This window comes from Chryseobacterium sp. HNCC26DJ241, assembly GCF_057180505.1.
Genome location: NZ_JBXUGL010000012.1, coordinates 15302 through 41671, shown reverse-complemented (window position 1 = coordinate 41671; position 26370 = coordinate 15302). Strand labels below are relative to the sequence as shown.

At 32.3% G+C, this 26370-nt stretch carries 23 protein-coding genes; 4 read left to right on the top strand and 19 right to left on the bottom strand.

What is annotated here, in order from left to right; translation table 11 throughout:
• Window positions 1-85: 85 nt before the first annotated feature.
• From AC2A1C_RS07805 to tsf, 3 genes are all read right to left on the bottom strand, one after another.
• Window positions 86-5041, bottom strand: coding sequence for a T9SS type B sorting domain-containing protein (locus tag AC2A1C_RS07805; RefSeq protein ID WP_484025002.1), 4956 nt, complete (start codon window positions 5039-5041; stop codon window positions 86-88).
• 58 nt (window positions 5042-5099) lie between these two features.
• Window positions 5100-7406: a choice-of-anchor L domain-containing protein gene (locus AC2A1C_RS07800; protein ID WP_484025000.1), complete on the bottom strand. Its 2307-nt coding sequence runs from the start codon at window positions 7404-7406 to the stop codon at window positions 5100-5102.
• 97 nt (window positions 7407-7503) lie between these two features.
• The gene (tsf, locus tag AC2A1C_RS07795) at window positions 7504-8328 is read right to left on the bottom strand and encodes a translation elongation factor Ts (protein WP_484024999.1); all 825 of its coding nucleotides are present in this window, start codon (window positions 8326-8328) and stop codon (window positions 7504-7506) included.
• A 141-nt stretch (window positions 8329-8469) separates the two neighbouring features.
• Between tsf and AC2A1C_RS07790 the strand changes: the two genes are divergently transcribed.
• Entirely contained in the window at window positions 8470-9108 is a 639-nt protein-coding gene (locus AC2A1C_RS07790) for a DUF6759 domain-containing protein (protein WP_484024997.1), read from the top strand.
• A 49-nt stretch (window positions 9109-9157) separates the two neighbouring features.
• On the opposite strand, the gene AC2A1C_RS07785 is transcribed toward AC2A1C_RS07790, so the two are convergent.
• Window positions 9158-10114: an acetyl-CoA carboxylase carboxyltransferase subunit alpha gene (locus tag AC2A1C_RS07785; protein WP_484024995.1), complete on the bottom strand. Its 957-nt coding sequence runs from the start codon at window positions 10112-10114 to the stop codon at window positions 9158-9160.
• 47 nt (window positions 10115-10161) lie between these two features.
• Window positions 10162-11670 (bottom strand): glutamate--tRNA ligase, encoded by a 1509-nt coding sequence (gltX, locus tag AC2A1C_RS07780; RefSeq protein ID WP_484024993.1) that lies wholly within the window; start codon window positions 11668-11670, stop codon window positions 10162-10164.
• A gap of 70 nt (window positions 11671-11740) precedes the next feature.
• Between gltX and AC2A1C_RS07775 the strand changes: the two genes are divergently transcribed.
• Complete coding sequence (locus AC2A1C_RS07775) at window positions 11741-12676, top strand: glycosyltransferase (protein ID WP_484024991.1); 936 nt, start codon at window positions 11741-11743, stop codon at window positions 12674-12676.
• A gap of 13 nt (window positions 12677-12689) precedes the next feature.
• A complete protein-coding gene (locus tag AC2A1C_RS07770; protein WP_484024990.1) occupies window positions 12690-13034 on the top strand; it encodes a phosphomannose isomerase type II C-terminal cupin domain in 345 nt (114 codons plus the stop codon).
• Between the two features lie 90 nt (window positions 13035-13124).
• Here AC2A1C_RS07770 and AC2A1C_RS07765 read toward each other — a convergent pair whose 3' ends face one another.
• Complete coding sequence (locus tag AC2A1C_RS07765) at window positions 13125-13694, bottom strand: hypothetical protein (protein WP_484024988.1); 570 nt, start codon at window positions 13692-13694, stop codon at window positions 13125-13127.
• A 121-nt stretch (window positions 13695-13815) separates the two neighbouring features.
• Between AC2A1C_RS07765 and AC2A1C_RS07760 the strand changes: the two genes are divergently transcribed.
• A complete protein-coding gene (locus AC2A1C_RS07760) occupies window positions 13816-14127 on the top strand; it encodes a helix-turn-helix domain-containing protein (protein WP_484025065.1) in 312 nt (103 codons plus the stop codon).
• Between the two features lie 150 nt (window positions 14128-14277).
• Here AC2A1C_RS07760 and AC2A1C_RS07755 read toward each other — a convergent pair whose 3' ends face one another.
• The 13 genes from AC2A1C_RS07755 to pdxA all read right to left on the bottom strand — a co-directional run bounded on the left by AC2A1C_RS07755 (window position 14278) and on the right by pdxA (window position 26359).
• Entirely contained in the window at window positions 14278-15072 is a 795-nt protein-coding gene (locus AC2A1C_RS07755; RefSeq protein WP_484024986.1) for a DUF4422 domain-containing protein, read from the bottom strand.
• The gene (glf, locus tag AC2A1C_RS07750) at window positions 15062-16168 is read right to left on the bottom strand and encodes a UDP-galactopyranose mutase (protein ID WP_484024984.1); all 1107 of its coding nucleotides are present in this window, start codon (window positions 16166-16168) and stop codon (window positions 15062-15064) included. Before glf ends, AC2A1C_RS07755 begins: the two co-directional genes overlap by 11 nt.
• Window positions 16165-17181, bottom strand: a complete 1017-nt coding sequence (locus tag AC2A1C_RS07745) for a hypothetical protein (RefSeq protein ID WP_484024983.1) — start codon at window positions 17179-17181, stop codon at window positions 16165-16167. The genes glf and AC2A1C_RS07745 overlap by 4 nt, the downstream gene beginning before the upstream one ends.
• Window positions 17182-17191: 10 nt before the next feature.
• On the bottom strand, window positions 17192-18235 hold the full coding sequence (locus AC2A1C_RS07740) for a glycosyltransferase (RefSeq protein WP_484024981.1): 1044 nt from the start codon (window positions 18233-18235) through the stop codon (window positions 17192-17194).
• On the bottom strand, window positions 18228-19202 hold the full coding sequence (locus tag AC2A1C_RS07735; protein WP_484024980.1) for a WaaS/CpsH family glycosyltransferase: 975 nt from the start codon (window positions 19200-19202) through the stop codon (window positions 18228-18230). Before AC2A1C_RS07735 ends, AC2A1C_RS07740 begins: the two co-directional genes overlap by 8 nt.
• A 3-nt stretch (window positions 19203-19205) precedes the next feature.
• A complete protein-coding gene (locus AC2A1C_RS07730) occupies window positions 19206-20177 on the bottom strand; it encodes a WaaS/CpsH family glycosyltransferase (protein ID WP_484024978.1) in 972 nt (323 codons plus the stop codon).
• Window positions 20174-20938, bottom strand: coding sequence for a glycosyltransferase family 2 protein (locus AC2A1C_RS07725; RefSeq protein WP_484024976.1), 765 nt, complete (start codon window positions 20936-20938; stop codon window positions 20174-20176). The genes AC2A1C_RS07730 and AC2A1C_RS07725 overlap by 4 nt, the downstream gene beginning before the upstream one ends.
• Before the next feature lies 1 nt (window position 20939).
• Window positions 20940-22190: an ornithine--oxo-acid transaminase gene (gene rocD, locus AC2A1C_RS07720; RefSeq protein WP_484024975.1), complete on the bottom strand. Its 1251-nt coding sequence runs from the start codon at window positions 22188-22190 to the stop codon at window positions 20940-20942.
• Between the two features lie 104 nt (window positions 22191-22294).
• On the bottom strand, window positions 22295-23650 hold the full coding sequence (accC, locus tag AC2A1C_RS07715; protein WP_484024974.1) for an acetyl-CoA carboxylase biotin carboxylase subunit: 1356 nt from the start codon (window positions 23648-23650) through the stop codon (window positions 22295-22297).
• A 108-nt stretch (window positions 23651-23758) separates the two neighbouring features.
• Entirely contained in the window at window positions 23759-24247 is a 489-nt protein-coding gene (accB, locus tag AC2A1C_RS07710; RefSeq protein ID WP_484024972.1) for an acetyl-CoA carboxylase biotin carboxyl carrier protein, read from the bottom strand.
• A 126-nt stretch (window positions 24248-24373) separates the two neighbouring features.
• Window positions 24374-24580 carry a 50S ribosomal protein L32 gene (gene rpmF, locus AC2A1C_RS07705; protein WP_484024971.1) on the bottom strand — a complete coding sequence of 69 codons (207 nt, stop codon included), beginning with the start codon at window positions 24578-24580 and terminating at the stop codon, window positions 24374-24376.
• Window positions 24581-24643: 63 nt separating this feature from the next.
• Complete coding sequence (locus AC2A1C_RS07700) at window positions 24644-25174, bottom strand: YceD family protein (RefSeq protein WP_484024970.1); 531 nt, start codon at window positions 25172-25174, stop codon at window positions 24644-24646.
• A gap of 99 nt (window positions 25175-25273) precedes the next feature.
• Window positions 25274-26359 carry a 4-hydroxythreonine-4-phosphate dehydrogenase PdxA gene (gene pdxA, locus AC2A1C_RS07695; protein WP_484024968.1) on the bottom strand — a complete coding sequence of 362 codons (1086 nt, stop codon included), beginning with the start codon at window positions 26357-26359 and terminating at the stop codon, window positions 25274-25276.
• Window positions 26360-26370: the final 11 nt, after the last annotated feature.

Here is a 26370-nt window from a genome sequence, read left to right as displayed (position 1 = left end):
AGAGCAGGTTAAAGTTTGGTTAAACTTTTACCGGAAAATGTTAAATAAAAATAAAAAAGCAGAAATTTTTCTGCTTTTCTATAATTTAATCATTAAACGACCTGTTTTTTACGAGTACCCATCCTGAATGTTGGTTTACAGCTTGAGAACCGGGATCACGCCACTTTACAATATACCAGTAGCTTCCCGTTTTTACAGGGTTTCCAGAGATTTTTCCATCCCAAATAAAATTATTGGACTTATCTCCTGTAAATATGTTTACTCCGTTTCTATCGTATACTTTTAGTAAAACATCTTCTTTGTAAGTAAGATCAGAATAATTCAAGGCATCATTGTAGCCATCATCATTTGGTGTAATGACATTAAGCAGTCTGATCACAGTGAAAACTTGTGTTGCAGGAGCACAATTGTCAGCTGAAATCACATAAGCAGTATTTTGTCCGTAAGGAACATTGGTAAATACATTAGAATTTTGATAATGAATACCATCCAGTGAATATTGATATGGAGGATTTCCACCTGTTGCATGTATGGTAGCCGTAGTTCCTACTATTTCTACGGAAGTAATTACCGGAAGATCAACTTCAGTTACGGAAACTTCTTGTCTGTAAGTACAACCATCAAATGTAAGATCTACCCAATATTCTCCTGCTCCAACATTAATGGTAGCTGTATTTTCGCCAGTACTCCATAGATAAGCATCAAAATCTGAACCTGGATCTAAAACTGTAGTGGTATCAGGACATATTTGTTGATCTTTCAGTATATCAGAGGTTTTAGGAATTTTTACAGTTACAATTAATTCACCAATTTCTGAACATTTTCCTGATTGAGAAAAACGAATATAATATGTTTTAGTTCCGCTAATATCAATAGTATTAGAAATTGGATTTATGTTTTGTTGAGCATTTGTAAGAGAATCAAAATAATCTGCTGTAACCGAATTATTAGTAGTGAATTCAGGCTTGTAATCCGACAGATTTACAGATTTTATACCATCCAAATTATCATCACATACTTTAGCGTGAAAACTATTGGTGAGTAATGTAATTTTATTTCCGAAACCTACATTTATTGATGTTTTAACAGTAGGGCAATATGGAGATTTTATTTCTACATAAATAGTTTTTGCCGTATTGTACGACCAATCATCAGGTAAAACTTGTGTTAAAGCCGAATCAGCATAATAGTTTATGGTATAAAGTGATGCATTCGACAAAATAACCGGAGTAACTTCAGTGGAAAATTTAAGATGAATAATACCATCAAAGTCTTCATCACATTTCATTCCATTGAAGGCATTAATATTAGGACGAGCAATTGGATAATCAACAATTTTTACGGTTTGTTTATAGACACATCCATCAGCATTGGTAAGTTCTACCCAATACGTTCCTTTTCCTTTATTCACGATTTGTGAAACTTCACCAGTACTCCATAGATATGAAATATATCCAGATCCTGCATCTAGGTTAATTTTTTCATTTTCACAAACTGTATAATTAGGCGCTAATGTTGTAGAAGGAGTTGAAGAATTTAATTCTAATTTTAAAGTTCCAATTTTATCGCAATATCCACTAAGGCTAATTCTATAATAGAAAGTTTTGTCAGCGGTAATAGTTTGCGAAGCTGAAATTGCATTGGTGTTATTTTTTGCATCTTGAAGTGTGGAAAAGTATTTTGTTGTTGCGCTTGTGTTGGCTATAAATAAAGGAACATAATTGGCAAGATTTACAGACTGGCTGCCATTCAAATCATTATCACAAACACCTTGTGTTGCATTTTCTGTAATTAAACCTAAAGAGTTGGTAAAACCAAAATCAATAGCTTTTACGATGTAAGGACAATAATTAGAATCTACTCTTACATAAATAGTTGTAGCCGCATTATATGTCCAATTATCCGAAAGATTATTATTTAAACCTGCATTTGCTTGTTGAAGAGTGGCATAATAACGTACTGTATAAATTGCGGAATTAGTTAGAATAACAGGCGTTACATCTGTTGAAAATTTGATATTGATGTTTCCATCGAAATCTGTATCACATTTATTGAAATCTACAATATTTAACTGAGCTTTTGGAGATTCAATCACTTTTACTTGCTGACGATAGATACATCCTAAAGAATTGGTGAGGTCTACCCAATAGGTTCCACCTCCTACAGTGATAGTTTGAGAAATTGCACCATTACTCCATAAATAATTACTAAAACCGGCACCTGCGTCTAAAGTAATGGTACTTCCTTCACATATTGTATATGTTGCAGCAAGTGTAGTAGATGGAGTTGCGGTCTTTAATAATACATCAAGTTTTCCGATAGCATCACAAAATCCTGAAATGCTTATTCTGTAATAAAAAGTTTTATCTCCGGAAATAGTTTGATTTTGGGAGAGTGCATTTTGGTTATTCTGAGCTTCAGCTAATAAGTTATAATATTTTACAGTAGCAGTAGTAACATTTGTGAAAAGTGGAAGATAATCTGAAAGATCAATTGTTTCCGAACCAATGGTGTTCTGATCACATACAGTTGTTGTGGCCGATGCAGTAATTAAAGAAACTTTACTTCCAATTTTTATAGGTATCTCTTTTATATCGGATGGACATCCGTTTGATGTATCCACTCTTATCCAGACAGAAGTATTTCCTGTAAAATTGAAAATACCGGTGAGGTTATTAGTACCTCCTGCTCCAGCATTTATTTGGTTATCATAATATCGTACAGTATAAGAGGATGCGTTTTGTAAAACAAAGGGAGTGATTTCATTCAAATCCATTTTATAGACTCCATCAATAATTCCATCTATTTCTTCATCACAATGTGTTTTGGTATAAAGATTAGGTTTTACTTCAGGTGCTAATATGGATTTTAGTTCAATTTTTGCGACGGCTGTACAACCAAAAGTATTTTCTAACTTCACATATACAAATCCATCTGCAGAAGTGTAACTTGTAACATCAGATGCAGGAATTGGCTGAGTTAAAGCGGCATCTTTATAATATGTTTTTGTTACACTCGTATTAGGTGTTACGGCAGCATTAGATAAATTATAAGTTGCAATACCACTAGTAGAACAACTGTTTAAAACGACATCATATTTTTCTATTTGATTGATATTAATAGTAGCTTGTACCGTTTCACAATCCGGAATAGTTCCACTTCCACAGAAGGAATACTTAAATTTATCAATTCCTGTAGCATTTGGATTTGCAGTATAGATGATCTTTCCATCGGTTTGTATTGCTATTGTTCCTTTTGTAGGAGCAGTATCAATTTTTACAGTTGGAGGATTTAATGTTTGCGTACTTAATACAAAAGCAGGAGTAATAGTTTGCGTGGTACAAATGTTATAATCTACATTGGTATATGTAGTACAATTAAAAAACTTGTAATCTGGTGTCTGTATTTCAGGGCAAGAACCTTGTTGAATTTTTACTGCATATATTCCAGCTTGTGTAGGTTCATATACATTTTGATTATTAATTCCTGGAGCAGGAATATAACTTCCACTTATATCTTTAGTTACCCATGAATAAGAGTTGAAACCTTCAGTAACAGATAGTTTCACGCCTGGAAGACATTCTCCTTCTTGTTTCAGAATAGCGGGAATGTAGGAAAATCCTGCAAAATATCCACCATAACCAACTGCGCCATCTCCTGCTGAAATACCGGCAGTAACAGCATTTGAAGAAGTAACAGAAATATTGCCATAAACAGTATCTCCTGGAGAAGTATTATCCTTTAAAGTATATGTGACCCAATTATTTGTACCATTTACAATGAAAGGTCCATTGCTTGAACCAAGATTCAATGGGACTCCATTTCTTTTAATTTCAATTGTAGCACCCTTTTCCGTGATAATGTTTAATTTGGTTGGTATGTTTTCCTTATAATCATTAATATTATTGATAAAGACCTTATTCTGATTTATTAATCCTATTTCGTCAATTTTTTTTGGTAAATAGCAGCTTAATGGAGGTATATAATTCATACCACCCGTTGCTTCTACACTTCCGCTAGCTGTGCCAGCTAATAGCTGATATACATATACATTTTTAGTGGTTTTAATAAACATATTATAATGATCAGATCCCTGATTTATATAAGCATTATTAGGAGTTAAATAATATTGTCCTGCATTTAAAGTCGTAGCAGGAGTTACAGAGTTATTTAAAAAAACTTGAGTATTATTTTCAGTAGCAATAATCAATGCTTTCTCCATATTGGAAGAAGTAGAGCCATTTCCTTTCATAAGGACAAATTCTTGTCCTAATTTATCTAAAGGAACACTTTGATCCATTAAAATATCTGAAGAAGTTGAAAAATCTCCTGCATATTGTCCATTATAATTTCCATTAGTTACTGATATTGGTTTATCTGCTGTTATTTTTGCTCCAATAAAACCAGTCCAGTTTTGGAAGTTGCTATCTAAGCCATCAATAATGTATGATTGGCCTTTATTTAAAGTAAAAGAAAACTGGCTTCTACTGATACCATCTGAAAATATTAGATTTGGAGAAAAACCATTGATTGTAATCTGAGTATTGTCTTCTGTTGCCAATACACTTGTCATAAAATTTAGATTGCTGTTGAATGAAAATGTTGTAATTGGTGCTGTAGCAACATAAAATTCTTTACCTATACCTGACGTTCCTTTAGATGTTAAAATTTCGGCGTGTTGTTTTACAGAAAATCTTAAACTCGCAAAGAAAGGTTTGTCTCCCTTAAGATAAATACCTTTATTAACAGGTTTAAATAAATCGGAAGTATTTTTTGTGATAATATTATTTCTTGGAATGTCAAAATATTTTGGATTATTTTTACTAATGCTTATAGTTCCAATTACAATATTGTTACTATATATTTTAACTTGAAAAGGAGTTGTTTCATTGGTTGAGGCATATACTCTTTGAATAGCAGCAGAGGAAAAATCGGGAATATTTCGATCCACCATCGGTGCAAACCAATGCTCCCTATCAAGCTGAGCATAAATATTAATAAAATAATAACAAAATAATACAAATAGTAAAAATCTTTTCATTTTAAATCAGATTGTTTGCAAATGTAACATTTTATTTGCTAAAATTTACCAAAGTAGCTTAGTTTCTGTTCTTTACAAAAATCCAACCTTTGTATGAAGTTATGATGTTAGTATCAGGTTCTTCCCAATTTAAAATATACCAATATGCACCAGTGGAAACCGGTCTTCCGGAAAGTTTTCCGTTCCAAATATAATTTTCTCCTTCTGATTTGAAAATCAATTGTCCTAATTGATCAAAAATCTGAATAGAAACATTTTTTTTAATTTTAAGATCACTATAATCTAAAGTATCATTGATCCCATCACCGTTTGGTGTAATGACGTTTATGAGATTGATAATCAGGAATTTTTCCTCTACAGTATAACATCCATCACCGGATTTTACATAAACTGTATGAAGACCTCTGGAAACATTATAAAAAATATTCGAGCTTTGGAAATTAATATTATCTAAAGAATATTGATAAGGTTGCGTTCCACCTGTTACAAAAACGGTTGCCGTATTTCCGTTTACATCAATATTAGAAATAACAGGTGTTTCAGAAGCAAAAACATTTACTTCCTGTTTATAGATACAGCCATTTTGGGAAGTAAGTTCCACAAAATATTTTCCTATTCCAATATTGTCTACAAAGTTTACAAATTGCCCTTCAGCAATTATATCTCCGTTTTCACTCATCCATTTATAATATTTGAAAGTAGTTTCTGCTTCCAATTTTGTGGTTGCATTTGGACAAATAGTTTGATCTGTAAGTGTATTCGATTTTTCCGGAGATTTTATAATGAAATTGATATGTTCGATTTGTGGGCAAAAAGTTGAGCTTTCAAATCGATAATAATAGGTTTTTGGAGAAGTATTGAAAGTTACTTGTGAATCTGTAATAGGATTGGTTGAATTTTTAGCATCATTTTCTGAAGAATAATAACTAACTGCAACGGAAGAATCGGAAGTGAATAAAGTATGATAATCAGAAAGAGTAACAGATGCTTTTCCGTCCAAATCGTTGTCGCAAATTTCTACATCAGCAGGATGATTCAAGATAATTTGATTTCCGATATTGAGATGAACAGGTTTTGTTATTGGTGGACAGTTTCCACTTTCTGCACGAACATAGATGGTTGTATTACCAGAATAGCTCCAATTATCAGGAAGTGGAGTAGTATCTGCTAAATTTAAATAATATTTTACATTGAAGTTTTGATTGTAATTGGTAATGATTTGATTGTTAAAATTTTGAAGATTTACCGAAATTTGTCCATCAAGATTTTCATCACAATTGGTAAAAGTTTTCTCAATAACTATTGGTTTTTCCGTATACTCTATTTTAATAGAGCCCTTTAATTTACATCCGGAAGAATTAATGATCACTTCATAAAATCCGGCTTCGATTACATTATAAGTTGCCGAAGTTGCTCCTGCAATTGGTATTCCATCTTTGTACCATTGATATGTCGAACCAGCAGTTGTCGCATTCAAAAGTAAAGTAGAATTTTCGCAAAGTGCAGTTCCGTTTGAGATTAATCGGTCTTGTCCTAAATCTTTGTTTCCCAGAAAACTTCCCGCTTTCAGAAAAACTCCTGAATCATATAATCCATTTCCCTGATCCGCAATTACTAATTTGATGTGATATTTATCTCCGGGAATAACATCAGTGGCGGCAGTTAGAATCTTTGTTTGTCCATTGAAACTAGTGGGTCCCAAATCAGGATTGTAATGTCCAAAATATTCTTCATTATTTGGAGGGCATTTTCCTCCACTTCCTCTTACATTATTAGAAGTGATGGGAGTTTGGCTATTAGGAATAACGGCAAGATTAGTATATTGCTGAGTTCCGTCTTTTCTAATGAGAAATGCGAAACCATCCGTATATCCACAAGTACCGGGATCGCCATTTCGTAAATATTGTTCGGATAGAAACATATAATCAAAACTAACTCGGCTGCTTATTAAAGAGATAAAATCAAATTCTAAAATTGTAGCATTAGTAGTATTACTTATCTGAACTGCATTTTCCAAATCCGAATCTCCACTCCAGCTTCCATTGGTAGCACTCTGAATTCCAGTGTTGGAACCTATTGCGTTTGGTGCAATTCCTGTGGAAAGAATTATTCCTTCATCCATTTCGAAGGAACTTCCATTTTTATTAAAATATCCCCAGCTTTTATCTCCACCTCCGAAATCTTTTCCATTAATACTGATGTTATCTACAGAAATACAAGTATTTTGTGTGCCAAAAAAAATATCTTTTACAAGTTGTTCAGGAGTATAATTAGTATCAACGCTAATATATTGAGCATTACTAAAGGAAAACCCTAAAATAAATAGAATAACCAGATAATATTTTGAAAAACAGCTACTTCCCATAAAGGTAAAACGGATGACAAAAATACTATATTTACTCGAAACAAAAAATCCTGCTAAATTTCAGCAGGATTTCTATTCAATATAATGTTTTTCTAAATTATGAAAGAGAAACTCTTACATATCCTAATACTTTAAGATCTGCATTTACAGATTTCACATAATCAGCAACAGATACGTTTCCATCTTTAATGAAAGCTTGGTGAACCAAAGTATTATCCTTGTAGAATCTTTGCATTTTTCCTTTAAGGATATTTTCAATGATATTTTCAGGTTTTCCTTCTTTTACTAAAAGTTCTCTTTCGATTTCCAATTCTTTGTTGATTGTATCCTGAGAAACTTTAGTTTCATCAAGAGCAATTGGATTCATCGCTGCAACTTGCATAGACACAGATTTTGCCACTTCATCAGCTCCGTCTACTTTTCCGGAAAGGGAAGTAATAGCAGCAATTTTGTTTCCAGCGTGGATGTAAGCTCCAACGAAAGGTCCCTGAATAGTTTCAAAAGCACCGATTTCAATTTTTTCACCGATTACTCCTGTTTGCTCAATAAGTTTATCAGCTACAGTCACTCCATGGAAATCAGAAGCAAGAAATTCTTCTTTGGAAGCATAGTTCATTGCTTGTTCAGCAAGTTCGTATGCTAATTCTACAAAAGCTTCATTTTTAGCAACAAAGTCAGTTTCGCAGTTTAGAGAAATAACAGCACCTAAAGTGTTATCTTCATTTACTCTTGCAATTACAGCTCCTTCGGAAGATTCTCTGTCGGCTCTGTTAGCAGCTACTTTTTGTCCTTTTTTTCTAAGGATTTCAATTGCTTTTTCGAAATCTCCTTCAGCTTCTACTAAAGCTTTTTTGCAGTCCATCATTCCTGCACCTGTTGTGTTTCTCAATTTTGCTACGTCTGCAGCAGCTGGTGTATACATAATGATATATTTTATTTAAAAAATTCGTAATTTAGTACTCTTTTTGAGCGGTGCAAAGATATGAAATTTAATATAAACTAAAAAGTCGATTTTTGCGTTTAGAAAATTTAAACAGTCATTAAATTTAAGTTGAAAAACAATATGAAAAAAGTTATTTATCTTTTCTTTCTCCTGATCTCTTTTCTGTCATATTCTCAGGTGATTACAGAAAAACAGGCTGAAAGCAGTAGTGATCCAAGAGTGGTGGCAACTTTTATCAAGAATAACCCAGATCATCCCAGAACGCCAGAATTTAAAAGAAAACTTTTGGCTTTGGTGAATAGTGAGAAAACTCCGAAAGAACAGGAGAAAATTGCAAAACCTGTAGTTAAATCTTTGGATAAGGAAAAATTAAAAACGGAAGTTAAAAGCGGAAGTACAAATTCAAACGTAAGCACAAGTCCAAACATGAGTACAAGTCCAAACGTAAGTTCCGGAGTAAGTGAAAAAAATAAAAGAACAGCAGAACTTCTAACGCATATGTTTAATAATGATCCGAACAGCACGGAAGCGTACGTTCAGATTGTTAATAAATCCAAATGCAATCTTATTGTGAAGATCAGCGGAAAGAAGTTTTACAATCTTACAGTTCCTGCCAATAATCAGAATTTTATATTGGTAGATAAAGGGAATTATACTCTGAGTTCTTCTATCTGTGATGCAAAATACAGCGCAACTAAAAATATAAAAGGAGATATTTCTATTACATTGAATGCTCCTATTATGAAAAAAGGGAAATAAAGATAAAAGAGAAATTTACTAAAAATTCCGGCTGAAGGCCGGAATTTTTTTATCCTTTAAATTCACCCATTGCAATGAATTTTTCCTGTCTCTGTTCTTCCAGTTCTTTTCCTGTAAATTTAGAAAAAGCTTTAATGTTTTGAAGAATGGATTGTTTTAAATTTTTATAGGCCGTTTCAGGGTCATAATGTGCACCACCTAAAGGTTCTTCAATGACTCCATCAATAAGTTTATTGCCCAACATGTCTTTTGGAGTAAGTTTCAATGCATTGGCAGCATCTTCTTTATGTTCCCAGTTTCTCCATAAAATGGATGAACAACTTTCGGGAGCTATCACAGAATACCAAGTATTTTCCAACATATACACTTTGTTTCCAACACCAATTCCTAAAGCGCCACCACTTGCTCCTTCTCCAATAATATAGGTAAAAATAGGAGTTTTCAAAATGGTCATTTCATAAATATTTCTGGCAATTGCTTCTCCTTGTCCTCTCTCTTCAGCTTCCAAACCGGGATAAGCTCCGGGTGTATCCACTAAGGTAATTACCGGAATATGAAATTTTTCAGCTAATTTCATTAATCTCAAGGCCTTTCTATAACCTTCAGGATTGCTCATTCCGAATCTTCTGCGTTGTCTTTCCTTTGTAGTTCTTCCTTTTTGGGTTCCGATCAGCATGACACGATTTCCGTCAATTGTAGCTAAACCACCAACCATTGCAGGATCGTCAGCAAAATTCCGGTCTCCGTGAAGTTCCAGAAAGCTGTCTTTATCCACGATTCCTTCAATAAAATCTAATGTGTAAGGGCGATCCGGATGTCTGGAAAGCTGTACTCTTTCCCAAGGTGTGAGGTTTCCGTAAATTTCTTTCTTTTTTTCGAGAATTTTGTCTTCAATCTGGCTGCAAGCAAGTTTTACATCAACACCGCTTTCTTCACCAACGAGGGAGCAGGTTTGATACTGATCCATCAACTCTTTTATAGGAAGTTCAAAACTTAAATATTCCATTCTGGATAAATTAATCTTTCAAATTTATAAAAATTATTGGGATTCTATTACAATTTACTAATTGCGAATTCCATGCGATTTATACTTTCTTCTTTTCCAAGGATTTCCAAAATATCCGGAACATCAGGCCCTTTCAGTTCTCCCACTAATGAAAGACGGAGTGGCATCATCACTTTTCCCATTCCCAAACCTTTACTTTCTGCAAAATCATGGATGAATTGTTTTAAAGATTCTGCTTCAAAATTTTGAGTAGATAATGCAGATGAAAGCTCTTTTATAATTTCTGAAGTACCTTCATTCCATGCTTTTTTGGTGGCTTTTTCATCAAAGGTTTCCGGTCTTTTGAAAAAGAATTTTCCATTTTCATAAATGTCTTTTACAAAAGTAGCTCGTTCTTTCATCAATGAAACAATTTTCAAAAGTTTTTCATCAGAAATTCCTGAATTTTTTACTTCATCTGTGTTTTTAAGTAAATCTAAAACTTCTTCATTCGATTTTAGCTGAATGTATTGATGATTAAACCATTCTGCTTTTTCTTTACTGAATCGTGCTCCTGCTTTATGCACTTTGTGAAGATCAAATTCCTGAATCATTTCATCCAGAGAAAGTATTTCTTTGTCATCAGAAGGACTCCATCCTAATAAAGCCAGAAAATTAACAAAAGCATCCGGCAAATATCCTTCTTCACGATAACCTTTTGAAATTGTTCCGGTTGCAGGATCTGTAAAATTGAGAGGAAATACAGGAAATCCGAATTTATCTCCGTCCCTTTTGCTTAATTTTCCTTTTCCTTCCGGTTTCAGAATCAAAGAAAGATGAGCGAATTCCGGAGCTTTCCAACCCATTGCTTCATACAATAAAATATGTAAACCCATGGAAGGAAGCCATTCTTCGCCACGAATAACATGGGAAATTTCCATTTCGTGATCATCAATGATATTGGCAAAATGATAGGTTGGCATTCCGTCATTTTTTACCAAAACTTTATCATCAAGAGTATTGGTATTCACAGAAAATTTTCCACGAATGATGTCTTCAAGATTTAATATTCTGTCGGTTGGCATTTTGAAACGCACAACATAAGGTGTTTTTGCATCAATAAGCTCCTGAACTTCCTCTTCTGAAAGTGAAATACTATTTCTTAAACGATTTCGGGTATCATAATTATATGCGAAAACTTCACCTTTAGTTTCATATTCAGCACGAATTGCATCCAATTCTTCCGGTGTATCAAATGCGATGTATGCATAATCGGTTTTTAAAATTTCGGAGGTATATTTATCGTAAATATCACGTCTTTCGCTTTGGCGATAAGGAGCATATTTTCCTCCATGTTTTGGGCTTTCGTCCGGAATTATTCCACACCATTCCAACGCTTCCATTATGTATTCTTCCGCACCTTCCACATATCTTGCAGTATCGGTATCTTCAATTCTCAACACAAAATCTCCGCCATTATGTTTTGCAAAAAGATAATCATATAAAGCGGTTCTTACTCCTCCTAAATGTAAAGGTCCGGTTGGACTTGGTGCAAATCGCACTCTTACCTTGCTCATTTTTTCAAAATTTCGTGCAAATTTAATAAAAATGAACAGATTAGTGTATTTTTGAATAATTTTTACAAGTATGACAAAAGTCAAAAAACAAAATAAATTAGCTTTTTACATTCATGGTTTTATGAGAGGTATATTACCTGTGAAATCATTTGAAAAGGAAATTGATGCTTTATATAAAATTCTTACCAAAGAGCAACTGAAAAATGTTGAAATACGAGTAGACTATTACAATAAGATAAATACAGCTATTACAGTACAACACAACGGAACAACTATAAAAGATCTGCTAAAGCCGAAAACACCAAAAGCGTATTATTTTGATACTTACGAATATGCGAGATATTTTCCAAAGGATAAATTGATTGATTATACATTTGGCGATGTCAATACTATTTTAGAATTTCCAATGATTGCCAAAAGTCGCCCTATTTATGGAAATAACGAAAATAATATTTTACTGAATCTTGATAAAGCAAGGCATTTTATTTATGTAGATGATAATTTGAATTATTCCCAAAAGAAGAATATCATGATTGGAAGAGCTGCGGTTTATCAGGAACATAGAAAAAGATTTTATGAAAAATATTTCAACAGTCCAATGTGCGATCTGGGACAGGTAAATACAAATGGAAATACCGAATGGATAAAACCTAAAATTTCAATTTTTGAACATTTAAAAAATAAATTTGTTTTGAGTCTTGAAGGTAATGATGTTGCCACCAATCTAAAGTGGATTATGTCTTCCAATTCTATTGCTGTTTCTCCTCCTCTGAAAATGGAAACCTGGTATATGGAAGGAATTTTAAAACCAAATGAACACTTTATTTGTATTGATGAAAATTATGAAAATCTTACAGAAAAGTTAGAATATTATATCAATCATCCAAATGAAGCTATGGAAATTATTGAAAATGCCAAAAAGCACAGATCACAATTTAATGATAAAAATGTTGAAAATTTAACATCACTTTTGGTTTTAAAAAAGTATTTTGAGTACATTCGCTAAAAAATCAAGTTCTATGTTAGAAATAGGAGAAAGACCTTGGGGGAAATATTATGTATTAGCCGATGAACCTAATTATAAACTTAAAAGAATTGTGGTAAATCCGGGACACAAACTTTCCTATCAGTATCATCATAAAAGGCAGGAGCAATGGACTATTGTTGAAGGCGACGCTACAATTATTTTAGATGGAGAAGAAATTCCGTTGTCTTATGGACAGAGTATTTTCATTCCTCTTGGTGCAAAACACAGAATTATGAATCTTTCCGAAAAGCCTGTAGTTTTTATCGAAGTTCAGACTGGAACTTATTTTGGTGAAGATGATATCATCAGACTTGAGGATGATTATGAGAGGGATTGATAAAGATTTGAGAGAATTTCTAAAATAAAAAAGAAGCTGTCCTACAATTTGTAGGGCAACTTTTTTAATAATTTTAAGTTTATAATCTTACTATAATCGTACATTAAAAAGATCATATAATTCTTGATTATCACCACCAACTATTCCTCTTATATAGTAACTAGTTCCTGAAAAAAAGTTATTTTTCTTCTCATATACTAATTTGAAATGAGGATTACTAACATAACCTCCTACATTACCAGAAGCCCAAAATGGATTATAATAAGGTGCACCATATATAACAGCGTTTCTATCGTTTTGAATTATAAATACTGGATTATAACCTAAAGGTCTTGCAGTATTACTTGTCCAGAGAGCATAAGTTCCGTAATATAAAACTAAATTTGAATCGTTCTGCATAACTAATTTAATTGGGGCAGAAGCGTTTATATTAAAATCTAGTACTTTATTCATACCAAGTTCACTTATGTGAATACTTTCTGCCAATCTAGTTGTGCTTGTAAAAGATATTGATTGAGGGTTGTTTGTGTCATTAGTGTTTTTAATATTTCCAGCATTTTTAGCTGTGGATGTTTCAGTCATCGAATCATCTTCTCTTGAGCAAGAATAAGTGATTGAAGCTAATACTACTAAAGCAGAAAATTTAAGTAAGTTTTTCATTGTATTTTTTATTTTAAAATTAATTATACAATAATAAAATATCTTTATCGTTTTTAACAAAAAAATCAAGAATAGTATAGTCTTTTTAAGACTAATTTTAATAGTATTATGAAGAAATAACATTAGAAAATATAGAGATATAAAAGGCTTTAGTCAAGAATATATGGCAATTAGAATGAATATTACACAAAGTGCATATGCGAAAATAGAAAATAACAAAACTAAACTGACAATTGATAGATTAAATGAAATCTCAAAAATTTTGGAAATTAATGTTTCCCTTTTATTACAAACAAAAGCGTTAGACAATAATACTATTCCTAACAATGAAACCAGAAATATTGAAAACCTGCATATTGAAAACAAACGACTACTAAAAGAACTTTTGGAGACTAAGAACCTTTTGATTGAGATTCTGCGAGAAAAGAATTAGAAAGTATAAATTAGTAATAATTTTTTAAAAGTAAAAACCCATCACAAACCTAAATAATGATTATCCAAGAATTACTTTTTCATAATCACAAATATTTTTATAAAAGCTAACCTATTTTAAGGATAATGAAAATGGTTTTTAATGTTTTTATTAATCCTGAACCAATAAAATTGGTAATTCTTTAAGATTGGGTTTATTGTGTAGTATATAAAGTGTAAAAAGTCTTTCTGCCAAAAAACCAATTACTCTCTTCTGAAAAGGATCAGTGCTTATTTCGATTCTTCTTTCTACTTCAAAAAGAATATCAAAAAGCCAGATGCAATATTTATCAGACCATTCCTTTTTGGCAATAAACATATTGCACAGATAAAGAACATTTCCATTGTCGAAGTACAATTCTATACTATCTTTATATTCAGGATATTTTTCGAGGATAACCTGCATACAGGTGATCCAGTCAGATTTTATGTGAAAGCGTTTGTATTGGTCGGTAATTGACTCAAAATCGCCATTGTCAAAAGTACAGAATGCTTTTTGTGGGATAATAACATCATATTTTTTTACCAATTCTATAATTTTTTTCTGAACCTTACTATCATTTTTCAGGTCGAGTAATCTTATATCATTTTCTTGAACGTTTCTTACAACATGCTCTTTATCTTTTTTGAAAAAAGGTTTTTTATAGTTTAGATCCAGATATCTTCTGTAATGGGCAAGACCGATAATAGCAAAATCCAGATTTTTCCATGCCCAATACAATGCACTCAGCTCATTGAAAGAACTATTTTTTTCTGAAATATGATCTCCAATATTATCCTTATAGTAATAATCTTTTATAGTATAATGAGTAATAGAAGCACCTACTTGGATAGGATAAAAAATACCGTTTTCCAAAATTGCAGGAGCTTTATGGGTTGCAACTATAATTTTTATATTAGGATTCATTAAATTCGGTTTTTATAGCTTTTAAAGAAGACGCAATAATTTGGTGCATATCATAATATCTGTATTCAGCAAGCCGACCACCAAATATTACGTGATTTGCCTGTTCAGCCTTTCTTTTATATTGATTATATTTGTTCTGGTTTTCCTGATCGTTTATTGGATAAAACGCTTCATTATCTTTAGTCCACGTTTGAGGAAACTCTTTAGTAACCGCTGTTTTTTTCTGTTTTCCGAATTCAAAATGCTTATGTTCAATAATTCTGGTAAAAGGATATTCTTTGTCATTATAGTTTACAACGGCATTTCCCTGATAGTTTTCTATATCCAAAACTTGGGTTTCAAATCTTAATGAGCGATATTCAAGCATGCCATATTCATAATCGAAGAATTCATCAATTCTGCCAGTGAAAACAGTTCTTTTTGCAAGTTTATTTAAATTTTCTCTATCTTTAAAATAGTCAATATTTGTACGACATTCAATGCCTTCAAGTAGCTTTTCGATTATTATATTGTATCCTCCAATTGGAATTCCCTGATAACGGTCGTTAAAATAATTATTATCAAAGGTAAAACGCACAGGTAATCTTTTAATTATAAAACTTGGAAGCTCTGTTGCTTTTTTACCCCATTGTTTCTCTGTATATTCTTTAATAAGAGTTTCATAAATATCTTTACCCACAAGTGAAATGGCCTGTTCTTCAAGATTAGATGGGTTTTCAGTGCCGTATTCCTTGATCTGTTTATCAATTTCTTTATATGCTTCGGCTGGTGTTTTTGTCCCCCAAAGTTGGTAGAAAGTATTCATATTAAAAGGTAAATTATAAAGTTTACCTTTTGCTATAGCAACTGGGGAATTAATGTACTGATTGAACTCTGCAAACTGATTTACATAATTCCAGATTCTTTCATCATTAGTATGGAAAATATGAGCTCCATATTTGTGTACGTTAATACCTTCAATATTTTCACAATAAATATTTCCACCCAAGTGTTCCCTTTTATCAATCACTAAACATTTCTTTCCTCTCTTGGTAGCTTCGTGGGCAAAAACACTTCCGAATAAACCTGAACCTACTATTAGATAATCGTACATCATAAGCTTTTGGTATTAAAAACAAAATTTACAGTTTCTTCAAATAAATTTTTATCATTGGAAATCATTTTTTTATAATTTTCAAAGTCTTTTATTTTTTCATCAAAATTATGCAAACAGTCTTCTATTTTAGAAATAATGTGAGGGATATTTTCTTCTGTATCTTCAAAATGATATTCGTCTAATATCGGCATATCTTCTTTATATTTTGCGGAGCCTTGTTTACCTGCAATTAAACAGCAATTAAGCAAAACAGCTTCTCTTGGCATTTTTTCCCTTCCAGGATGAAAACCAAAATCAATATACACTTTTGCTTTTTTCATCCAATCAGCAATTTCCTGCAAAGTCATATTTTGTAAAGGTTGCCATTTCAGATGAGGAGTTTTGTCTATGATTTTCTTTAAGAATTCCCCATTTTTTAAGGCATTGTAGATAATTACGCTTTCTTTTTGTGATCTCCAGTGGGTATCAATATGAAACATCTCATCCATATATCCTGAAATTTGTCCAAGAGGTTTGATGCCGTTCCTTTTAAGAAAATCCAAAGAAAAATATGAATGTGCAATATGCGAAATATTAGGATTCTTAAGTTTTTTGATTGTAGGAATCGGATAGTTTTTAAAAATTTTTTTTAAAAAATAAAATTTCTTTTTCTTAAAACGCTCCTGTACATTTTCTAACGTTTTTAAGTAAAAAATAACACTGAGCCACCATATGGTTCTTTGTGTTTCGGAGAATTCTTTATCCCATAATTTATAAGAATAAGTTTCTGGAAAAATGACAATATTGTCTTTAGTATTTTCTACTTCAAAACAGAAAGGAACATTATATTTTTTATAGTTATCGTGTACAGGAGTCGTATTTTTCCCAGCATCATACTGATCATAACACATAAATGCCTTTTTCCCTATTGCATTAAGTTGTGAACCTAACTGATGTAACTCTTCCGGACCACCGGTTGACAAATTGGCGGGACAAAGTATAAAGATTTTTGTATTATTATTAATTGTGATCATGTTGCTTTTTTTAATTCGAAATAATGTCTTTCCAGATAGAGATGATATCTTTTTTCTCGTTTTCTATACTGTAATTTTGTAATACAAATTCAGAAGCGTTTTTACCCATTTCGGATAACTGTTTATCTGAAAAATGATTGATTACATGCTCAATTTTTTTTACGTAATCAATAATATTTCCTTCTTCAACACTAAAAGAAAATTCATTTTTAAAATATTCTTTTCCTGCGCCACCTTCATATCCTATTACAACGCAACCACAAGCCATTGCCTCTACAGGAGGTAAACCAAAACCTTCTCTGTGATTAAAACTTAGGAAAACTGCACTTTCTTTTAGAACTCGGGCTACTTCGCTTTCGCCCATATTGTCAATCTCCACAAAAGACCAGCCTTTAATATTATTTCTTATTTTAAGAATGTTAATTACCTGTTCAAGATCATCCCGCAGTTTTCGGGGCATGAAAGCAATCTGTTTTTTCTTGTTTTCAGAAAAATTGAAAATCTCTGCATTAATTCCCAATCTCATTCTGTAGGTTTTGATATCCGGAAAAGTATAATTAATATAATTTTCTGCATCTTCTGAGGCAACAATTGTTGCTATTGTTTTTTTACTTTCGTAAGGATTGATAACTTTATCTGTATTGATAGGATTTCCGCGGAAAGTATAATAACAATTCTGGTTAAAAATGATCTTGTCTATATCTGGTTCAATACTGTTAATGGCAAAAGTATAAATTTCTGGAACGATGATTACAGCATCTTTTTCTATCTGAATTGATGTTTTTTTATAAGCAAACAGCTTTATTTTTGAAAATATATTGGGATTTTTATTCCGTAAAGTATTATTAAGAATTTTGAAAAAATAATTACTGTATTCTACTTTAGTCGTATTGCTGAACCATTTTACCTTATAACTTTTTTTATTATGAAGAATGACAGCATTATACCCGTTCTCATTCAGTACGTCTGCAAAGCGATATAGCTGCTTTACTCCACCGCTGGGTTTTTTGTTATCAGGACAAACAATATATACTTTTTTGTACTTTTTACTCATAAGATTCTTCTATAATATGTTCAACCCAGCTTTTAATACTGTATTTTTTATAAATATTTTCAGGCAGATCCTCATAAGGTGTTTCGAAAAACGCCCCAGGAATGTTCATATTATCTTCATCAATAACCAAAATATTAGTTGGGTTATAAAAATCATAATTTACAATATCCGGATTATTTGTAATTAGTTTTTTTCTTAAGCCCATTGCCTCAAATGGTCTGAAAGATAAACCGTTCTGATATTTATGTGCAAGATCCAGAATTATTTTTGTATTCTGATTATATACATAAGATTCATTGAACGGAACGATTTTGTTGACCAAGATAATATTTTCTTTTAAATTTTCAGGGATTTCTTGTGGATGATAAGAATATATTTGAGATTTTATATTTAAATGGGCGAAATTTTCTTTCAGGTAATTCAGTATTTTTATGAGATCAGGAAATCTTTTGTCATAAGTTCCGATAAAGAAAATGTCCCATTTTTCATGATCTTTTTTTTCTGTAACAAAATAGAAATTATTATTTCTTATCAAGTTGTACTTAACGCAATCTGTTTCATCAAAGCTGAAAGCCTTGTCAAAAAAATGTAAAGTGTGTTTCTGAGGTATTTTTGCAAAACTGTCCCAATAGATGGCTGCAGATTTTTTTGCATTTTTGGTAACTGTTTTAAGCTGTTCGTCTGTAAGAATATCTGGCCTATTTATAACAACAAGATCAATTTCTTTTTCCGATTGTAAAAGAGAAAGTAAATTTTTCTGATTATTAATAGTTTTTAAGTTTTTTTTAAGAAAGGTTTTCATAAAAAAATTGATGATCTTTTCGCCGATATTTTTATATTTATAAACAGGGTTGGAAATGATCATAGTTACTTCATGGCCACTGTACTTTTTCAATGCATCAAAAATAACATCATGAAATCCGTAATAATCTGGGGCGATAAATAAAATTTTCTTCTTTACATCCATTCTTTATAATTTAAAGACCCTTTCTATCCAACAGTCAAGTGTATAATATTTATAAATATTTTCAGGAATTTTTTCATAAGGCAACTCAATAAAAGACTTATCGAGATTGCTGAAATCTTCGTTTAAAACCAAAATATTATTAGGATTATAAAAATCATATTTTTTGATTTCGGGGTTATTGGTTATAATCTTTTTTTCCATTGCCATAGCTTCAAAAACTCTAAAACTAAGTCCTGTCTGTCCGTCTCGCATAAGATCTAATATAACTTTTGTGTTTTGATAAGTCGTTATGATGGATTTTGTAGGAATAGGTTTTCTTTTTAAAATGGAAATATTTTTTAGATTATTTTTTCCAAAGATCTTTATTTTTTCTGTCAAGGTTTTTTTTCCGACAACTATAAAACTATATTTTATACCTTTTTCTTGAAGAATTTTAGCTAAAGACAATAATATTTTGTTTCGATGTTTATCAAAAGATGTTATATAATATAAATCTAATTTAGGATTTTGCTTTTCTTGGGAGATATAATTTAGGTAATTGTAATTTGTAAGTCGTTCAAAGCCATGCTTTTTTATGTCTTCATCATCAAAAGAATATACTTTATCAAAGAGATGCAATTTATCTTGCACAGGAAACCTTTTCAGGTTGTCATACAAATATGTTATTAATCTTTTGGTATGCTTTTTTGCAAATTCAATGGTTTCAATATCCAAAGTATCCGCGTTTAGAATTAAGATTTGATCCTGAAATCCTAATTTTTTAATTGATTGTTTTACAAATTCCTGACGCTTTTGGTGCTTCAAATTTTTCCCAAGAAATACTTTACTAAAAGCATTTGTAGCTTTTTCTTTAAAATTGGCATGAGTTACTGCACCTATTTTAATATGGTGGGCATTAATCCCTCTGCTCTGTAATTTTTCTACAATATACTGGTCGTAATGCCAAAAGTCAAAACTAATCAAACAGATTTTCATTTACTACTATTTCTTTTTAATGATTGATAAGTTTCATAAACATATAAACTTTGTAAATAACTAATATTCCACCCGTTTTTACCATCTAAAATTCCTAACTTTAAAATATAGGTTTTTAAAAATTTGAAAATAACTTTACTCCAGTGTATGAAAAAAGAATATTTTTTTTCTTTCAGATGAAGTTCTTCTCCTTTCAAATTTCCATAATGAAGCATTTTCTTTTTAAATTCTTCATAATTTTCAAAAGAATAATGTAATAATTTATTTTTTAAGATCCCTATTTCACCATTTACAATCAAAGTTTCATGCACTTTTTTATTAGAGTCATAGCGAGCTTTTGATTTTCTGAACAGTCTGAAGTTTTTATCATTCTGCGTTCCGGAAAAATTTATTTTTTTCTTCCCAAGAAAAAATGTTCTGTAAAAATAATATGCATCTTTTGCTTCAGGTTTTTTTATGGTTTCAATGATTTCTTTTTCCAATTCCGCCGTAGTTCTTTCATCACCATCCAAAAATAAAACCCAATCATTTTTAGCCATGTTTAAAGCTAAATTCCTTTGCTGGGTAAAATCTTCAAATTTATTTTGAATGATTTTTACTTTGGGGTTTTTAGATGCAATTTCTACGGTTTTATCAGAACTGAAAGAGTCCACAACAATTATTTCTTCGCAAAAACGAAAACATTCAAGAACTTCCCGAATGTTTTTTTCTTCGTTATACGTTATGATTAAACCACTTACTTTCTCAGCGAGTTCAGGCATATTATTTCTTAAAATCCAAAACCGTTTTCTCAATAATTCTTACACAGTCCAAGAGTTGTTCTTCGGTAATTACCAATGGAGGTGCTAATCTGATGATGTTTCCGTGTGTTGGTTTTGCCAATAATCCGTTTTCTTTCAGTTGTAGACAAAGATTCCATGCTGTTTTGCTTTCGGGAGCATCATTAATTAAAATAGCATTTAACAAACCTTTTCCTCGTACTTTTGTAATTAAGTTTGTTTTTTCAATTACTTTTTCAATTTCTGCCCTGAAAATTTTCCCAAGTTCTTCAGCTCTTTCGGATAAATTTTCTTCTTCCACAACATCTAAAGCAGCCGTCGCAACAGCACAAGCTAATGGATTTCCACCGAAAGTAGAACCATGTTGTCCCGGTTTGATAACATCCATGATGTTGTTATTCGCTAAAACTGCTGAAACGGGATACATTCCGCCGGAAAGAGCTTTTCCTAAAATCAAAATATCCGGCTGAACATCTTCGTGATGACAAGCGATCAATCTTCCTGTTCTGGCAATTCCCGTCTGAACTTCATCAGCAATGAAAAGCACATTATGCTTTTTACACAATTCGGAAGCGGTTTTTAAAAATCCGTCATTCGGAACATAAACTCCCGCTTCACCTTGAATAGGTTCTACTAAAAAGGCAGCAATATTTCCTGCTTCTCTATTTAAAACTTCTTCTAAAGCAGCAGTATCATTATAAGGAATTTTAATAAATCCTGGTGTGAAAGGGCCATAATTTTGGTTTGCGTCGGGATCGTTTGAAAAAGAAACGATAGTTGTGGTTCTTCCGTGAAAGTTATTTTCACAAACGATAATTTTTGCCTGATTTTCAGAAATTCCTTTTACTTCATAGCTCCATTTTCTGGCTAATTTTACGGCAGTTTCCACTGCTTCTGCTCCGGAATTCATCGGTAAAACTTTGTCAAAACCAAAAAGAGAAGTTATCTTTTTTTCATATTCTCCCAATTTTGAATTGTGAAAAGCTCTTGATGTTAAGGCTAATTTCTGAGCTTGCTCGACTAACGCTTTCACAATTTTTGGATGAGAATGCCCTTGATTAACAGCAGAATAGGCGGAAAGAAAATCATAGTATTTTTTGCCTTCCACATCCCAAACAAAAACTCCTTCACCACGATCTAAAACAACGGGAAGAGGGTGGTAGTTGTGAGCACCGTATTTATCTTCAAGTTCAATGAAATAGTGTGAATTTCTAGTTATTTCTACTGTTGACATAGTATTCTGAATTTTTACAAATTTAATAATTTAATATGAGAAGATACAAAATAAAAAACTGCCTTATGTAAAGACAGTTTTCAGAACTATATTTTAGAATAGTTTTAATGATTATCATACTTTTTATCCATTACAAAACTTTCCATAAATTTTGTAGTGTAATTTCCGGAAAGATAGGCTTCGTCTTCCATCAATTGTCTATGGAAAGGAATGGTAGTTTTAATTCCTTCGATATAAAATTCTTCCAAAGCACGCTTCATTTTTGCAATAGCTTCTTCACGGGTTTGAGCTGTAGTAATGAGTTTGGCAATCATAGAATCGTAATTAGGTGGAATTGAATATCCGGAATAAACGTGAGTGTCTACTCTTACTCCATGACCACCAGGAATATTAAGTCCGGTGATTTTTCCTGGAGAAGGACGAAACTCATTGTAAGGATCTTCTGCATTTATCCTACATTCGATCGAATGCAATTTTGGATAATAATTTTTTCCCGAAATTGGTGTTCCCGCAGCTAATAGAATTTGTTCACGAATAAGATCGTAATCTACCACCTGTTCTGTAATCGGATGTTCTACCTGAATTCTGGTATTCATTTCCATGAAATAAAAATTTCTATGTTTATCAACTAAAAATTCTATTGTCCCAACACCTTCATAACCAATGAATTCTGCTGCTTTTACGGCTGCTTCTCCCATCTTTTCACGAAGTTCGTCCGTCATAAAAGGAGAAGGAGTTTCTTCTGTTAATTTTTGATTTCTTCTTTGTACAGAACAATCTCTTTCGGAAAGATGGCATGCTTTTCCATATTGATCACCTGCAACCTGAATTTCGATATGACGTGGCTCTTCAATCAGTTTTTCCATGTACATTCCTCCGTTTCCGAATGCTGCTACAGCTTCCTGAATGGCAGAATCCCAATGTTCTTTTAGATCTTCGGCTTTCCAAACTGCTCTCATTCCTTTTCCACCACCACCGGCAGTAGCTTTTATCATTACGGGATAGCCAGTTTCTTCTGCAATTCTTGCAGCATCTTCATAAGATTCGATTAATCCATCAGAACCTGGAACACATGGTATTCCTGCTTCTTTCATGGTAGCTTTTGCAGTAGCTTTGTCCCCCATTTTTTCAATTTGTTCCGGAGTAGCTCCAATAAATTTGATGCCGCTTTTTGCACAAATTCTTGAAAAATTAGCATTTTCTGAAAGGAAACCATATCCGGGATGTATAGCATCAGCATTTGTGATTTCTGCTGCTGCTATAATATTAGGAATTTTAAGATAAGAATCTTTACTTACTGCGGGACCTATACAAACTGCTTCATCCGCAAATCGGACATGAAGACTATCTTTGTCAGCAGTGGAATAAACAGCTACGGTTTTGATTCCCATTTCTTTACAAGTGCGAAGAATACGCATTGCAATTTCGCCACGATTGGCAATTAATATTTTTTTAAACATAACTTTAATTAGGTAAATTAGTCAATTAGGTAATTAGATAATGAGTGAGGAAACTTAAAAGTTAGCAAATCTAACTTCTAACTTCTAACTTCTAACTTCTAACTAAGTTTATGATGGATCTACTAAGAATAAAGGTTGATCATATTCCACTGGAGTAGAATCATCTGCCAAAATTTTAACAATTTTACCGCTGATTTCAGATTCTATCTGGTTGAATAATTTCATTGCTTCAATTACACAAACCACTTTACCAGGAGAAACCTCATCACCTACATTTACAAAAACGTCTTTATCAGGAGATGGTTTTCTATAAAAAGTTCCGATCATTGGAGATTTGATGGTTACATATTTACTTTCATCCGCCGAAGAATCTGTTTTTTCTGCTGGAGATGGAGCAACAGGAGCTGCAATAGGAGCAGAAGCAGGAGCAGATTGTGGAGCAGCGTGATAAACTGTAGGTTGCTGAACGTAACTTACCTCGCTTCCCGCAAGAGGAGTTTTAATAGTGATTTCAAAATCTTTTGTTTTGTATTTCACTTCAGAAACCTCTGCTTTCGACACAAATTTGATGAGATTTTGTATGTCTTTAATATCCATAAAGTTGTTTTTTATTGTTATGCCAAAGATATCAAAAAAAGGTATAAAAACACCAAAAACCACTCAAATTTTAAAAAATCTGAGTGGTTTTTGTATAAAATTGAGGTTTTTTGGGGAAAACCTGTTTTAGTTTTCTTCAGTAGTTTCTTCCACTGCTTTTTCCAATACTACTTTTCCTCTGTAGTATAATTTTCCTTCATGCCAGTGCGCTCTGTGGTAAAGGTGAAGTTCTCCAGTTGTAGCATCTTTTGCCAATTGAGGAGCTACCGCTTTGTAGTGCGTTCTTCTCTTATCTCTTCTTGTAGACGATTGTCTTCTCTTTGGATGTGCCATTGCGTAATAATTTTTTAATTTGATGAGTGATGAGATTCCTCATCTCATCATATTTAAACTATTTTAATTTTTATCTTTTAATTTTTTTAAAGCATCCCATCTCGGATCGCTTTTGTGTTCTTCTTCGATATCTTCTTCCTCTATTTTTGGGCTGAATTTTTCCAAAATTTCCAAATCTTCATCTGTAACATCTGGCGAAATTTTTTTCATTGGAATAGAAAGAGCTACATTTTCATAAATTAGCTGAGCTATATTGAAAGCGTGATCATTCGTTGGAATAGTGATTACATCTTCATTACTGTCATCATATTCTTCTCCGAATTTTACCAAAACTTTTATCTCATTCTCAATAGGATGATTAAAAGGTTGATTGGTAATATCACAAATTAGCTCTACTTCACCTTTTGTTTTAATAACAAACTCTAAAAAAGTAGAATGTTTGTCCAATAAAACATCCACTACAATTTTAGGATTGGTAAATTCCTGCTCGATATCAAATAACTGAAAGAACGCTTTGTCAATTTCAAAACAGAATTCATGTTTTCCGTTTTTCAGTCCGGAAAAGCTTACATCATAGTTTCTTAGCTTGTCCATAAATTGAGTGTGCAAAAATAATACAATTTATTAATATAACAAAATTTTTTAGAAAGACTTTTTATTGCCAAATTTTACTCGAACAAATTTTCTCAAATTTTATTCTTCATCAGGTAGATCTTCGTCTATTCCATTATCAGCAATTGCTTTTCTTGGTTTTAGACGATTGCTCATCAGTTCCTGAAATTCGGAACGGTTTTTATAAATCTTAATTGCCATGAAAATAGCTTCTGTAAAACTTTGCTCATCGGCAATATTTTGTCCTGCAATATCATAAGCCACTCCGTGATCTGGAGAAGTACGGATGAAAGGCAAACCGGCTGTATAATTCACACCTTCTTCATAAGCTAATGTTTTGAACGGAGCCAATCCCTGATCGTGATACATTGCTAAAACTGCATCAAAATTTTTGTATTTATTTGGCTGAAAAAAACTATCCGCAGGAAACGGCCCGAAAGCTAAAATTCCACCCTCGAAAAGTTCTTGAATGACAGGTTCGATAATTTCAATTTCTTCGTTGCCAATTGCTCCTCCGTCTCCGGCATGAGGATTAAGTCCAAGAACCGCAATTTTTGGTTTTTGAATGCAGAAATCTTCAATCAAAGTCTGATTAAGTTGTTTGATTTGTTTTCTGATTTTTTCTTTAGAAATATTTTCAGCGATTTGGGAGACAGGAATATGATGCGTGGAAACCGCTACCTTCAATTCATCTGTAACTAAAAACATCAAGCCTTTTTTCTTTGCTTTTTCTTCCAAAAATCCTGTATGTCCGGCGTGTTTGAAGCCATATTTCAGCATTTCATCTTTGTTGATGGGAGCTGTTACTAAAACATCAATTTCGCCTTTCATTAAAGCATTGGTCGCTGCTTCCAAAGATTCAATGGCTAATTTTGTGGATTCTTCTGTAGGTTTTCCGAGTTCTACAGCTACATTGTCTTTCCAAAGATTCACCATATTCAGCTTACCACCCTGAGCTTGCGAAGCATCAGTAATATAATTGAAATTCAGATTGAGTTTAAAAATATTTTTCTGATAAGTGAATAACTTTCCTGAGCCAAAAATAATGGGAGTGAAAAAGTCGGTAATGTTTTTATCTTTCAGGGATTTCATTATAATTTCAGGACCGATTCCGTTGAAATCACCGATTGAAATTCCTACTCTTATTTTATGATGTTTTGAGCTCATTTTGACTATCT